The organism is Bacilli bacterium, from assembly GCA_035326105.1.
GTDB lineage: Bacteria > Bacillota_I > Bacilli_A > RFN20 > CAG-826 > UBA7706.
Genome location: DAOKYO010000002.1, coordinates 295,223 through 309,078, shown reverse-complemented (window position 1 = coordinate 309,078; position 13,856 = coordinate 295,223). Strand labels below are relative to the sequence as shown.

Here is a 13,856-nt window from a genome sequence, read left to right as displayed (position 1 = left end):
GGAGTATCAATCAATACATTGGCACCGCTCGATTAAGCGAAGATAGTCTACTCTCAGTTATTCTCGAAGTTTTTAACTTCAAACCACATTCAATTACAAAACAAATCGGAGCAAGCAGTCTTAAACAGTTAGCAGCGTACGGTCAAGTCGGAGCACTAACAAATACCTTACCGTGGGATAAACTCGACAAAGTAATTGCTCTCCAAGATAACGTTTACGGAAATGACGATTAAAGAGTTCTACGGTAGTACCTTTTGGAAGAAACAACGGAAGTACCGCCTCTTAAAGGACAAATACAGGTGTGTAAGGTGCGGTGGCGTGGCACAAGATGTACACCACAAGATAACGCTAACAGAGACAAATGTTAACGACCTTAAGACATCAAGTATAAAAAACCTAGAAAGCATCTGTCGGAAGTGCCACAACAAAGAAACACACAAAAGTAAAGACGACTATCACTTTGATAGTGACGGAAATTTAATTCAAACGAAAAAGTCTTTCGATAAAAAAATACCGAAAGCTGTAATTGTGTTTGACAATATCTAACACTATTATTGTAAAATAAGGTAGAAGGAGGTATTTATGTTCAAAAAAAGCTTTTTGTGCTTAGTTGCGTTTGGTTCGCTTCTCTCACTTTCTTCTTGTAATAAATCAGAAGATTTTGATTTAAGCACCGTATTAGTAACGATTAAGGAATCTCGTAAAGATGATTTCGAAAACAACAATATTCTTATTCAAGATTTTAGTTGGGAAAATGTTTCGCAACTTAATTATGGAGAATGGAGTATAGGGCAGAATATTGGTTACATGACTGTCTTTCTTAAAATTTCCGGAACAAGAGAAGTTGAAGAAGCTATTAACCATTTTACAACGCTTGATTTTGTTCAATCTGCCGAAAAAAACTTTATCTACTCACAAATATAAAAAGAAGATTAGTTATTATGAAATTTAACAAAAATAATTTCGCTATTATAATTTTAAGTTGCACTTTAGTTTATTTGTCGGTTAGTTTCAATACATCATCCAATTTAACTAGCTATTCAGCTCATATTCACCAAGACTCTGATGACATAATTAATCATGAAGAACTCACTTATGTCAATTATAAAACTGCTCAAAAAAAGGAAAGTGCGGACTTTAAAGAATCTCATTATTCCGCGAGTGTTGCCGATAACTTCGAACCAGGATCCATCATTGTTGAATACGAGCGTGACAATTCAACAAAATCTAATATAATGACAAATGAGATTTTGTCTGATATTGACTATTCGTCATATTCCATATTAACCGATAACTCTTTTGAGAAAGAAGTTAACTCAAAGGAAAATTACATTAGTGAAGGTCGGAAAATTACAATTCCAACACGTGAAGTTATTAAAATTGATCTTGAAGAAAATACCAAGGAGAGTGTCATTGATGCAATTCAATTGCTAGAAAATAACGAAGAAATTATTTCGGCAAGCCCAAATTATATTTACGAAATACTTCAAAGTCCTAACGACCCAAAGTTCTCAGAACAATGGGGATTGACAAAAATAAGTTCAGAATCCGCCTGGAACATAGAGACCGGTTCAAGCACGGTTATTATAGGAGTTTTAGATACTGGAATAGATGGTTCTCACAATGATTTAAAGAACAGAATAAAATCGGGTTCGGTTCACAGAGATTTCACAACATCCTCACCTGTATCTTTGACGACACCGAATGATCAAAATGGGCACGGAACTCATGTTGCTGGGATTATTGCTGCTCAAGGCAATAATTCGCTAGGAGTAACCGGAGTTACATGGAATTCACGGCTTGTTTCCTTGCGTGTTTTAGATGCAGTTGGAACCGGAACCACTTCATCTATTATAAGTGCCATCAATTACGCAAATTCAATTGGTTTACCTATCATAAATTTGAGTTTAGGGATGTCTGCATTTGATATGCCTTTATATAACGAAATCAGTTCTTTCAATGGACTTGTTGTATGTGCCGCAGGAAATAATGATTTAAACACAGACGTTCAGCCAATGTATCCTGCCTCCTATGACTTAAATAATATTATTTCAGTCGGAGCTAGCAATCAAAGTGATGTTAGATCTAATTGGAATGGTTTGTCTAATTTATGGGGTCTTTTGGGATCGGCAAAATCTAATTATGGCAAAACTAGTGTTGATCTTTTCGCACCGGGAACAAACATTTTGAGCACAGTTCCTAATAATAAATATCAATCAATGAGTGGAACTTCAATGGCTGCTCCTTTCGTTTCTGGTGTTGCAGGATTGGCATTGTCCAAAAATCCAAATTTAACAACTGTCCAACTTAGAGCATACATACGCTTAAATGTTGATACAATTTCTACTCTCAACAACCTTTGTGTGACTGGCGGAAGGTTAAATGCCTACAAAGTTTTGAACGCAATACCATATCCGCACACTCACGCATATACTTTTTCTCATCAATGGATTCAAGGTAATTTATACAATCATCGCTCGTTTTGTAGTTGTGGACTAAGCGCACTAAGAAGTCATGTTGTTTCTAGTGGGGATAATGGGTTTCCATATAAAACTTGTGTAGACTGCGGTGGACCTGCCGAATATGGGTTCGTTGTATTAGATAACGTACCAACCACGATTCAAACATCATCATCGATATATTTTACTGAATATTTTGGTAATGATAGTTTTATATTGTCAAATGGGGTTATAGTTTTATCCGATATAGATTTAGAATCATATTATGATGGAACGCTTATTTTACCAACTGTGCATAAAACTGCTGGTAATGATTGCGCCGAATGTTCAAGTGAATGTATAGATTGCGACACCCATTGTCATGATTCTCTTATTTTCAGAAACATAGGTAAAGCAAAGCATATAATTGATAAAAAAGAGGATTTGTTTGATTTTTTAAAAAATTAAACAAGATACCATCAAAAATAAACGTTTCCAAATGTAATAGAGTATGAATTGTTTACTTTAAGTCTAACAAAAGACACCCCCGGTCGATATCTCTCGGGAGTGTTTCACCACCGACCACTCATCTAAAATACGTGGCCTCAATTTTTCAAAAAAACGAATTCCAAAATGACCCAAAACTTTACCGGACTTGCCCTTAAAAAGTGGTTTTTTTTCGACTCAATGAAATAGAAGGTGGAAAAAGATGGAATCCTTGATTCACTGACTAAATCTATGAAATTAAAGGTGAAGGCCTAGAAAGCGATTTCTAGGCCTTTTCTTTTTGGGTTTTTGCGTACGTCAAAATAAGCATTGCTCTTTTTCTAAGACGTTCAAAATTACGATAACCATAAGCTGCTTTAGTAATCGATTTAATGTGGTTGTTGATGTTTTCGGCAACCCCATTGTGATAGCGAATATTATTTTGAGTCCTGCTAAAAGCGTTGGCGATTTCAACTCTCCATTTGTGATATGAGCGGCCCACCTCTTGAATATAGGGTAATTCAGATTGAAGAAAATTTTGACTAATTCTTTCGATTAAACGAGGTGCCTCATCAAACGTATATTTGTCTTGATAATTTATTAAGTCTTGGAGGGTGTTGTGAGCGGACTAAAGTGAAGAATTGAGGCGAATTGAACGATGAAGAAGAAAGTGGAGTACAGTATTTTGTCAACCTTCTGTCTCAAAGAACCCTTTTTTTCCAAAATATAAAAAAAGGCGATTTTGGGCTAAATCGCCAAATGTCCGTGTGTCGGTTTTTATTTAACTTTTTTCATAAACTTGTCATATCGCTTCCTTGATTCAATCAAATAAACATGAATAATTATCTTTGCCGCATAAACTGAAGGATGATTAGATATCTATATAGTTATCAAACAAAGAATCATACATCACTGCCCATATTTTGTTGTTCTTAATATTTGCTTGGTGATATATTTAAAATAATACTAAGGCACACTCAAATAATTTAGTGCTTTGAAACATAACGGGGGTTATGAGCAATGAAAAAATCAAAAGCTAAAACGATTGGACCGAAATCAGTTTTAGTTGCGACTAAAGGAGAAGTCGTTTTAACTTCCTTTGGCCAAAAGAGTATTAAGTCAGTGGCCCTGGCCTTGGAGACCGCATCAGAAATCATCTTGGCTGCGCTATCTATGGTTTTGATTGTTGCTTTTGCTTTCAAGCCGATGCTTTCTTCGAAAAGAGTATTTTTTTCGACAACATCCAGCGGCTCGCCGTCCTTGGCAGTATCGGAAGCTATTGAATATTCCTCTTCTGGTGAAAACGCTGCCTCTACGGTGGACGTGATGGTTGCCAACTTATATTACGGAACCAATTACGACGGAACGGTCGGGAAACTGAACCCCGGATACGATTTTCGGGCAATTACAATCTCCCTAGAGGAGTTGAACGGAAACGAAATTCTTCTTTCGTATCCAGTCGCCATCAATGAATACGGGAAAATGGAGAACGGCATCCTTCGCGAGAATGTCCACAAAGTCATTAGGGATGATTATTCCCTAATCTATTCCTTTGACCTAAATGAAATTTTCCAAAGCGACTACGATGGGGTTATTTCCTTCGCCGTGAAATACGAGGAATCACGCTCGGATGGCATTTATTCGTTTGGGAAACGATTCTATTTTGATTTTTCGAAGGTTGGGGATGTTGCAAAACTATCTGATTTTAAATGGGATTATTTCAGCGATGGCTACGCTGACTGATTAGGATGATTAACCTATGTTTCGGGAGAATTATATAATTTTTGTTCAATCAAATATGAATCAAACAATTCACCAAGTTTCATTTTTAATTCTCCAATCTAATGATTTCTTTGTGATAATTTAAAACCCGAAGGTATAGAGTTCGAGCTCATATCTATAAATTGACGTTAAAAGAAAACTAATGTAGGATAATCAACAGATGGAAGTTATGTTATTGGCATATGCTTTCGCTCATCCCGTAAGGGAAGGGTGCCCGGGTACTTACCGGGCTTTTTTTATTTTGAAAACTTCTTTATAATTGACCAATGGTCTTTATTTATTCTTTTCGATTCAGCAGCTTGCAAATCAATTTGCTTAAGGTTATGAATTAAAGAAAGATTATCGAGCACTCTATCGAGTAAAAGAAGCATCCTTAAACGGAATCGGATATAGCAAATTTGAAGTGCAATACCCACGTAAAATTACATAGAGTATGCAAAGTTCCCAGCCCTAATCCAATTTCATGTTAACTTACTTTGTATTTTGGTTTAAGTTGAACAGTAATTCTGCTTACGATTTTTAATTCGTAATATGTGCCTACTTCGATTAACTTATATAGTTAACGAATTGTATCTTCCCGTATCTGGTGAATTGTTTACGCTGATGTTACTTTTAGGTTTATTAAGATTAACGAATGTTTTAGGAAAACTCTCCTTGAATTTGCCTCTTTTAGGCTTAACTGTTGGCTTCATCTTGGCTGGTGTCTTTGCTTTTCTTATCATATTTGTCTCCTTTCTTGACAAATTTTTAAACATTTGATTTAATATAGATGACCCCGGATAGTAATATCTTGTGCGGTCTGAAGCTAGCTTCGCGCTAGATTAGAGCTAGCCTGTGTGCTAGAGATACTTTAGCCTTAATTGGCTACGGTTCGAGCCAACCGAGAATAGGCTCTTTTTTATTTTAATCCTCGCGATTTTCGCGCCCGATAGTATTCTTTCAAATCATCGGGATGAAGCCTCTCTTTCGCTTTATTCGCTTTATTTAATGGTCGTTTCTCAACCTTAAATCGACTATTTGTCAATTGGCTTTTTGCAATAGTTTGCGTATTAATATAACTTCCTTTTTTTCTATTCGGATAAGTCTTAGTTAATGGGACTCTTTGCTTGTTAGCTATTTGTTTATTGGTTGCTTTACTTGTGATTTTTGAAACTGGAACATATTGATTAACTGTTTTAACGACTGCAACTGGACGACTATTGTTGGCCTTTGCTCCTGTTAAATTTATTTAGTTTAGCTAGTCCTTTGGCATGCCCACTTATGCAGAATTTTATGGGTATAAAACAGATGGAATATGCAAAATTGCGATAAAAAATAAGATGCATTTAATAGAGTATTTATGTGGAAAAATAATAGTCGAAAAAGTTGGTTTATACAGATTTTTTCCAATTTCTTTTATGGAAAAAAAGCTTTTGTAAAAAATTCGAAGCAAATGAATTCATAAAAAAATATTGTTTTGTAAAACTAGTTATGACATATCAATGTGATTATCAAATAGTCATGAGATTTTGAATTAAAGTTAACGTTAAAATGTAAGGTAAGAAATTATTTAAAAGACACTGCATCAAGCAAAAAAATGAATACTGACTCATACTTAATCGTGTGTATTCGTTAGATTCATATTAAGTGTTTTAATTGAAAACTATAGTTAGTATAAATTCCGTTTTATTCTTATCAATTAAAAAGATCGGCATGGAGACTAAAAAAGCCCATTTTAAATTAAGCGCATTTTTGTGGCTTAGCACAAGTTGTTCTATAGAAAAAATCCCTAAATAAAATAATTTTTCCATTCCCTTCTATAACATTAAAACTTATATTGGTAGCAAATTTAACTTTAAAATTTACTTTTGTTCTTTGAACTATTCAAAAACATTTTTCTACTTTAATCCCCATTGACGTGATAGAATATCGCTATCAAAGTTTTGATCTTTGATTAGTGCTCTTCATGAGTAGAAATGATGCGTCAAGTATCGTCAGATGGGAGGTTGCTGACGAGCGAAAGAAATCTCTGATTTCTGCGGTATTATTTCGCCATCCGCATGGACTAGTTTAGTTTTGAGCATTAAACCTCCCCTGATACAAGAATGAGAGGTATTATCATGGGGAAATCAAAAATTATTCACCGCATCACCCTTGATGCTATGCTGGCTGCTCTTTATGTTGTTTTGGCTTATATCACTATACCTATAGGCAACATCCGTCTTACAATAGCTTCTTTACCCGTAGCCTTAGCTTGCCTTGCCCTAGGCATTGGCGACGGAGTATCCGTGGCTTTCCTTGGCGAGTTCATCAATCAATTATTGAAGTATGGATTCACATTGACCACGCCTATTTGGCTGGTTCCACCCATAATTAGGGCACTTGTTATTGGATTGTTTGCTCATTTCTATCGTAAACAAGGTCAAAGACTAGAAGATCATTATGTAATTTATTTCGTGGCATTTATAGTGGCTGCTGTCATTACAACCGGAGCCAATACTTTGGCTTTATATCTTGACGCATTAGTATTTGATTATCCATTTGCCTTTGTGCTATATGAGACCATTATTCGCTTTTTTACGGGTATTTTGACCGCAGTTTTATTGGCTATCGTTGCTCAGCCATTATCAAAGATAATTAGAAATTACACATTTAATCCCATTTAGATATAACTGACTTGGGGAATAAAATAAGGCTTAATATTACTTGAAAGTTTACATTTACAAAATGTAAACAATTTCATAGTCAAATTAGTTGCTATGATTCCTTTTAATATATATATTTACGATATGGGATGGTGATCGTATGGAAGGACAATATCATTCAATTGAATCTTTCGGTACGGTTGACGGACCGGGTATTAGATTTGTCCTTTTTCTTCAAGGCTGTCCTATGCGCTGTTTATACTGTCATAACCCCGACACGTGGTCTTTTTTTCAAGGGCGACCCATTACGGTAGCGGCAGTGGTTGAACAGGTATTAAAGTATCAAGCCTACTTAAAAAACGGGGGCGTGACAGTCAGTGGAGGCGAACCTTTAAGACAAATTCCGTTTCTGATTGAACTATTCACGGAGCTGAAGAAATATCAAATCCATACTGCGATTGACACCTCGGGAATTCTCTTTGATGAGAATAACATGTCTTTGTTTGATGATTTAATGAGAGTTACGGATTTAGTTTTGCTCGATATAAAAGCCTATACCGAAAGCGCACATTTGAAACTTACGGGACAATCGAATAAACGCATCCTTGCATTTGCAAAATACTTGTCGCAAAGGGATGTTCCGGTATGGATTAGATATGTTTTAGTCCCAGGAGTTACCGACAGTCATCATGAGATGCTAGCGGTTCGCCAATTTATCGAGACACTTAGAAATGTAAAGAAGATCGAAGTGCTGCCTTATCATTCCATGGGTGAAAAGAAATATGAAGCTTTGGGCCTGCACTATGCTTTGTCGGGCGTTAAAGAGCCTGATGAAAAGCTGATTGCCGATGCAGAAAGGATACTTGTGTATGGGAAAAGATAAAGAATACTTTCTTATCGAAATCAGCGGTAATTCATGTCCAACATGTGCTGTTCTTAAAAGCAATGTTGAAGAAGCGGTAAAGGAATTTCCCGATATCACCTATTACTACGTTGACGATGAAACGACGAGTCGAACTTACATTGAACAACTTAATTTACAACATTTACCAGCTCTTGTTCTTATTTCTCACGGTGCAGTCCTCGGGATTGCTTATGGCGGTCAGCCACCAGAAATTATTAGGGAATGGTTGACGGCGAAAGTGGAAGGAGAAAGAGAAAATGGATAATTATGAAGGATGGAAGGGATTCGTTCCCGGACATTGGCAAAACGAGATTAATGTGCGTGATTTTATACAGAAGAATTATACTCCATATGAGGGAGACGATTCTTTTTTGGCAGGAATCAGCATCAATACGCAGAAACTTTGGCAAGAGGTTCTCAATTATAAAAATGAGGAAACCGCCCGCGGTGGTGTTTACGATGCCGATACCAAGATCATATCAACAATCATTTCTCATGGTCCGGGATATATCGACAAGGATATTGAAAAAGTGGTTGGCATACAAACGGATAAACCTTTTAAGAGGTCACTGCAACCCTTTGGCGGTATTCGGATGTCCGAAAGTGCGCTCAAGGCGTATGGCTATTCGCTCGATCCCGAGGTGGAAACTATTTTCTCACTCTATCGTAAAACCCACAATCAGGGGGTTTTCGATGCTTACAATGAAGAAATAAGAGCCGCGCGGCGAAGCGGTATTATTACCGGGTTACCCGATGCTTATGGGCGAGGAAGAATTATCGGTGATTATCGCCGAGTTGCTCTATATGGTATCGATCGCTTAATTGAAGCGAAAGAAGCCGACAAAAATTTAATCGTCTCGCCGTTTACTCCAGAGAAAATCCGCGATCGGGAGGAACTAACCGATCAGATTAATGCGCTTAAGGCAATCAAGGCGATGGCGCAATCGTATGGAATTGATATTTCTTTGCCAGCTAAAACCGGGCAGGAGGCGACTCAGTTTACCTATTTTGCCTACCTAGCGGCGATTAAAGAACAAAATGGCGCGGCCATGTCTTTAGGACGGGTCTCGACATTCCTGGATATCTATTTTGCTCGGGACTTACGGGATGGAATAGTAAGCGAACTTGAAGTTCAAGAGATTATTGACCAATTCATTATGAAACTGCGGATGGTTCAATTCATGCGTACTCCGGAATATAACGATCTCTTTAGCGGTGATCCCACCTGGGTTACGGAATCGATTGGCGGTATGGGAGTTGACGGAAGAACTCTGGTTACCAAAACCTCATATCGATTTTTGCAGACCTTAATAAATCTCGGACCGGCGCCTGAACCTAATTTAACGGTATTGTGGTCAACCAATTTACCGAAGAACTTTAAGCGATACTGCGCCCGGATATCAATTGAGACTTCCTCGATACAATACGAAAGCGACGATTTGATGCGCCCGGAAATGGGAGATGACTACGGCATCGCCTGTTGCGTATCGGCCATGCGTATCGGTAAGGATATGCAATTCTTCGGCGCTCGCGCTAATTTGGCAAAAGCCCTTTTGTATGCCATTAATGGGGGCAAAGATGAGAAAACGGGAGCCCAGGTTGCTCCGCTATACGCACCGATAACCGGCGAGATTCTTGACTTTGACGAAGTCATGCTTAAATATGATCAAATGCTAGAATGGTTGGCTCGGGTGTATTGCGACGCGCTGAACATTATTCACTATATGCATGACAAGTACTCCTATGAGGCGGCGCAGATGGCCCTGCATGACCGCGAGGTTCGCCGTTTCTTCGCTACCGGAGTGGCTGGACTATCGGTAGTGGCCGATTCGCTTTCAGCAATTAAATACGCCCGTGTTTATCCGATCAGAAATAGTGATAATATTACCACTGATTTCCGCATCGAAGGCGACTTTCCAAAGTATGGTAATAACGACGATCGAGTGGATTTATTGGCCCAAGATCTCGTCCATCGTTTTATGGATAAAATCCGCAAACAATTCCATTATCGTAACAGCGTTCCTTCAATGAGTATTTTAACGATTACATCCAATGTCGTATATGGAAAGAAAACCGGGGCGACGCCGGACGGAAGAGCGGCCGGACAGCCGTTTGCTCCAGGGGCGAATCCGATGCATGGTCGGGACAGTAACGGGGCTTTAGCCGCGCTTCAATCGGTAGCAAAACTTCCGTACGACGATGCCCGCGATGGTATATCGAATACATTTTCAATAATTCCCGGCGCCCTTGGCAAACCGGATAAGGAGGAAAATTAAATGAGTGATCGGATTGATAATTTAGTTGATATGATTGATGGCTATGTCGAAAATGGCGGTCATCATCTCAACGTTAACGTCTTTAATCGCGAGACATTGCTTGACGCGCAAAAACATCCCGAAAAGTATCCCCAACTGACGATAAGGGTCTCGGGATATGCGGTAAATTTTCATAAGTTGACAAAAGAGCAACAGGATGAAGTTATTGCTCGAACAATGCATGATCATATGTAAAAGGAAACACATGTTTCCTTTTTTTTATTAAATTCATGGTATAATCAATTTTATTATGAAGCAAAAATTTTACCTTTCACCAACTAGAAAAAAACGGGTAATTGAAATTGATTTTTTGCGTGGCTTTGCTGTCTTATTGATGATTTTAGATCACATGATGTTTGACTTTATGGACTATCCATCCTGGGTTAGTAATTTCAATCAAGTTGATAATGGCGTTTTCAATGCTTTGAATAATTTTGGGACGATGATTTTCACTTCATCTTGGCGCTTAGCCGGCCATTACATTTTTGCTTCGCTGTTTATCTTAATCAGCGGAATATCTTCAACTTTTTCCCACTCCAATTTAGAACGCGGACTTAAACTTTCGTTTGTGGCCATTATGCTAACCTTAGTGACGCACACAATCCAAACTACAATCGGATTGGAAATAGGCATCTACATGGGAATTCTGCATGTTTTGGCCATCGCAATTATTCTTTATGGATTGGTGGATTTACTGGTAGATAATAAATGGGTTGATTTAGCCATGGCGATAATTTTTGCCGTTCTTACATATTTTATAGTCGATTGGAATGCCCGATATATTTCTCCGGATTTAATAATGGAAAACTTTAAGGACTTTTTGCTCGGACGGGTAATTTCCGGCGCGGATTATATTCACTTGCTTCCAACGATTGGCCTGATGTTCTTTGGAAGTTTTATCGGAAAAACGGTCTATGCCAAAAAGAAATCATTAGTTGCCTTCCGCCATACCGAATGGACTAAGCCGGTTATCTTTTTGGGCAAGCATGCTTTAGCGATATATGTTCTTCATCAAGTCATCATTGCCTCGATTTTATTTTTAGTGGGTTATCTAGTTGGCTATCGATTATAGGAGGATCTATGAATATATATGAAATCTTGGTTGAAACCGCGGCAAAACATCCGACTCGCTCGGCTCTATATTACGAAGGTAAGCACTGGACTTACCGCCAATTAATCAAGGAGATTGATCTCGCCGCCCAAAAGATGGTTGGTCTGGGAATTAGGGCAGGGGAAGTTATCGCTCAATGCATGCCCAATTGTCCGAGTTCGGTTTTTATTTTTTATGCGACCGCCAAACTGGGGGCGATAAGTTACTTAATTCATCCGCTATCTCCGGCTAAACAAATAATCAAATTTATGGAGAAGAGTCGCTCAAAGAAGATATTTATTTTAAATGTATTTTCCTCTTTGCTCACCGCTTCGCTCCACCGGCAGGGATATCAAGTCATCGCCGTTAATCCCTATGCGCGAGTGTCATTGCTAAAATCGGCCTTAGCTCTAATTAAATCGAAAGGTAATCACCATGCCCAATCGTTCTTTTTTGCCTCTAAGGGAAAAATTAGTCTTGCCAAACGGGGGGATGAGCAAACAGCGGTTTACTTAAATTCCGGGGGGACAAGCGGTGATCCCAAAATCATCGAGCTTTCGAGTAAAGCCATTAACGCGCTCGCACTGGAAGGATTGAATATTGTTGGAAGCGATGATCCGGGAGTGTTTAAAATGCTTGCGGTGCTGCCCCTATTTCACGGATTCGGCTTATGCATGGGTTTACACGCTCCTTTAGTATTGGGGGGGCAAGCGACGCTGCTTACAAAATTTAAAGCCCCGGTCGTCAATAAACTGATTATAAAGAATGAAGTGAAGATTATTATCGGGGTTCCGACCCTTTTTACCGCCTTATTGAACAGTGAAGGTTTCGCGGGACCACATTTAAAAAATCTGGTGGTGGCCTATATCGGCGGTGATTCGGTTCCACAGTCGCTGTTAGATCGTTTTAATACGCTGATGGAACAATATAACTCTTCCGCCCGTTTACTTGAGGGCTATGGTCTTACGGAAACCGTAACGGTCAACGCCGTCAATACGCTTGCCAACAATCGGCTTCATAGCGCGGGAAAACCGTTGGCCATCATCGATATCAAAATACTTGATTTGGATACTCATCGTGAAGTGGGTCCCGGAGAATTGGGGGAGATTGCGGTTACGGGCTCAACGATGATGAATGGTTATCTATACGACGAGGAAACGACTGCGCAAACATTCTATGAAATCCCGGATGCCGGTAAGTACATATTGACCAAAGATATCGGGTATTTGGATAAGGATGGATATTTATTCTTTCGTCAACGGATTAAGCGGATTATTAAGGTCAACGGAATCAATGTTTTTCCGACGGATATTGAACGAATCGTATTGAACTTTCCTGAGGTGTATGAAGCTTATGTGATCGGAATAACCGACCCGCGCCTAGGCTATATTGCCCGTTTATTCCTTTCGCTCAATAAGGATTATAAGGAAGTAAGTCAGGATGAATTAAAAGCGAAAATTATCGGAAAAATAAAAGAGGAGATGCCGATTTACGCCTTACCCAAGGATATTATAATTTTGGATAACTTACCCAAAACTTCGGTGGGAAAAATCGATTTAACTAAATTGACAGATTATGATAAAAACCATTAATAAATCATAGATTTATTCTTCATAACCCGATATAATGTCTCTCATAGTCAGGAGATTAGTTATGAAAATCAATCGCAGTCTACTTTTTGCGGCAGTTGGTATTGCTCTTGTTGCCGCGGTCTGGCAGGTTTTGGCAATTTTTGTCGGTAATACAAGTATCGGGGTTAATTATCCCGCGGTTCAGGCAATTGGCATTCCCGCCTTCCTAGGGTGGGCAAGTTACTATATTGCCGGAGGAAAATTTTCCACCCAAATCAAAGCTACGATAACCAATTTATCCGGCACATTTTGGGGAGTGGTTATGATGGCGATTATCGTCTTTTTCGCTAGCAGGGGCTGGAACCAATATTTGGGCGGAGGCCTGGCTCTATTAGTCGGTGCTTTCTTCATTGTTTTTCAGGCTCATATCAAGTATATCGGCAACATTCCTTTGATGTTCATGGGCTCAACGGCCTTCTTTGCCGTGTATAATGGTCAATGGATTGAATCGATAATCGTCGTTATTATCGGACTGTTCTGCGGGGGTTTCCTTGGCTTATTCGGCCAAAAAATCGGCGAGTTCCTCGACGAAAAAGTTTTCAAGAAAACTGGCAAATAACCAAAACAAAAAGCAAGCTTTCGCTTT

The 13,856-nt window shown here is 38.7% G+C and carries 12 protein-coding genes and 1 riboswitch; of the genes, 11 read left to right on the top strand and 1 reads right to left on the bottom strand.

The window, feature by feature from the left end; genetic code table 11:
• Positions 1–582: 582 nt before the first annotated feature.
• The 3 genes from PKC96_05695 to PKC96_05685 all read left to right on the top strand — a co-directional run bounded on the left by PKC96_05695 (position 583) and on the right by PKC96_05685 (position 4,667).
• Positions 583–924, top strand: coding sequence for a hypothetical protein (locus PKC96_05695; protein HMM00818.1), 342 nt, complete (start codon positions 583–585; stop codon positions 922–924).
• A gap of 17 nt (positions 925–941) precedes the next feature.
• Positions 942–2,906, top strand: a complete 1,965-nt coding sequence (locus tag PKC96_05690; protein ID HMM00817.1) for a S8 family peptidase — start codon at positions 942–944, stop codon at positions 2,904–2,906.
• 1,038 nt (positions 2,907–3,944) lie between these two features.
• Positions 3,945–4,667, top strand: coding sequence for a hypothetical protein (locus tag PKC96_05685; protein ID HMM00816.1), 723 nt, complete (start codon positions 3,945–3,947; stop codon positions 4,665–4,667).
• Positions 4,668–5,257: 590 nt separating this feature from the next.
• Here PKC96_05685 and PKC96_05680 read toward each other — a convergent pair.
• Entirely contained in the window at positions 5,258–5,428 is a 171-nt protein-coding gene (locus PKC96_05680; protein ID HMM00815.1) for a hypothetical protein, read from the bottom strand.
• A 1,221-nt stretch (positions 5,429–6,649) separates the two neighbouring features.
• Positions 6,650–6,749: riboswitch (THF riboswitch) on the top strand.
• A gap of 56 nt (positions 6,750–6,805) precedes the next feature.
• Between PKC96_05680 and PKC96_05675 the strand changes: the two genes are divergently transcribed.
• From PKC96_05675 to PKC96_05640, 8 genes are all read left to right on the top strand, one after another.
• On the top strand, positions 6,806–7,351 hold the full coding sequence (locus PKC96_05675; GenBank protein HMM00814.1) for an ECF transporter S component: 546 nt from the start codon (positions 6,806–6,808) through the stop codon (positions 7,349–7,351).
• A 139-nt stretch (positions 7,352–7,490) separates the two neighbouring features.
• Positions 7,491–8,213 (top strand): pyruvate formate-lyase-activating protein, encoded by a 723-nt coding sequence (pflA, locus tag PKC96_05670; protein HMM00813.1) that lies wholly within the window; start codon positions 7,491–7,493, stop codon positions 8,211–8,213.
• Positions 8,200–8,499 (top strand): thioredoxin family protein, encoded by a 300-nt coding sequence (locus PKC96_05665; protein ID HMM00812.1) that lies wholly within the window; start codon positions 8,200–8,202, stop codon positions 8,497–8,499. Before pflA ends, PKC96_05665 begins: the two co-directional genes overlap by 14 nt.
• Entirely contained in the window at positions 8,492–10,510 is a 2,019-nt protein-coding gene (pflB, locus tag PKC96_05660; GenBank protein HMM00811.1) for a formate C-acetyltransferase, read from the top strand. The genes PKC96_05665 and pflB overlap by 8 nt, the downstream gene beginning before the upstream one ends.
• Positions 10,511–10,744 (top strand): autonomous glycyl radical cofactor GrcA3, encoded by a 234-nt coding sequence (gene grcA3 / locus PKC96_05655; protein HMM00810.1) that lies wholly within the window; start codon positions 10,511–10,513, stop codon positions 10,742–10,744. It abuts the gene before it with no gap.
• 55 nt (positions 10,745–10,799) lie between these two features.
• Entirely contained in the window at positions 10,800–11,621 is an 822-nt protein-coding gene (locus PKC96_05650) for a heparan-alpha-glucosaminide N-acetyltransferase domain-containing protein (GenBank protein HMM00809.1), read from the top strand.
• An 8-nt stretch (positions 11,622–11,629) separates the two neighbouring features.
• The gene (locus tag PKC96_05645) at positions 11,630–13,231 is read left to right on the top strand and encodes a class I adenylate-forming enzyme family protein (protein ID HMM00808.1); all 1,602 of its coding nucleotides are present in this window, start codon (positions 11,630–11,632) and stop codon (positions 13,229–13,231) included.
• Between the two features lie 61 nt (positions 13,232–13,292).
• Positions 13,293–13,829: a DUF1097 domain-containing protein gene (locus PKC96_05640; GenBank protein HMM00807.1), complete on the top strand. Its 537-nt coding sequence runs from the start codon at positions 13,293–13,295 to the stop codon at positions 13,827–13,829.
• Positions 13,830–13,856 lie beyond the last annotated feature (27 nt).

Coding starts and splice junctions, on each gene's coding strand:
- PKC96_05695 (HMM00818.1), top strand. CDS start 583: ATGTTCAAAAAAAGCTTTTTGTGCTTAGTTGCGTTTGGTTCGCTTCTC.
- PKC96_05690 (HMM00817.1), top strand. CDS start 942: ATGAAATTTAACAAAAATAATTTCGCTATTATAATTTTAAGTTGCACT.
- PKC96_05685 (HMM00816.1), top strand. CDS start 3,945: ATGAAAAAATCAAAAGCTAAAACGATTGGACCGAAATCAGTTTTAGTT.
- PKC96_05680 (HMM00815.1), bottom strand. CDS start 5,428: ATGATAAGAAAAGCAAAGACACCAGCCAAGATGAAGCCAACAGTTAAG.
- PKC96_05675 (HMM00814.1), top strand. CDS start 6,806: ATGGGGAAATCAAAAATTATTCACCGCATCACCCTTGATGCTATGCTG.
- pflA (HMM00813.1), top strand. CDS start 7,491: ATGGAAGGACAATATCATTCAATTGAATCTTTCGGTACGGTTGACGGA.
- PKC96_05665 (HMM00812.1), top strand. CDS start 8,200: ATGGGAAAAGATAAAGAATACTTTCTTATCGAAATCAGCGGTAATTCA.
- pflB (HMM00811.1), top strand. CDS start 8,492: ATGGATAATTATGAAGGATGGAAGGGATTCGTTCCCGGACATTGGCAA.
- grcA3 (HMM00810.1), top strand. CDS start 10,511: ATGAGTGATCGGATTGATAATTTAGTTGATATGATTGATGGCTATGTC.
- PKC96_05650 (HMM00809.1), top strand. CDS start 10,800: ATGAAGCAAAAATTTTACCTTTCACCAACTAGAAAAAAACGGGTAATT.
- PKC96_05645 (HMM00808.1), top strand. CDS start 11,630: ATGAATATATATGAAATCTTGGTTGAAACCGCGGCAAAACATCCGACT.
- PKC96_05640 (HMM00807.1), top strand. CDS start 13,293: ATGAAAATCAATCGCAGTCTACTTTTTGCGGCAGTTGGTATTGCTCTT.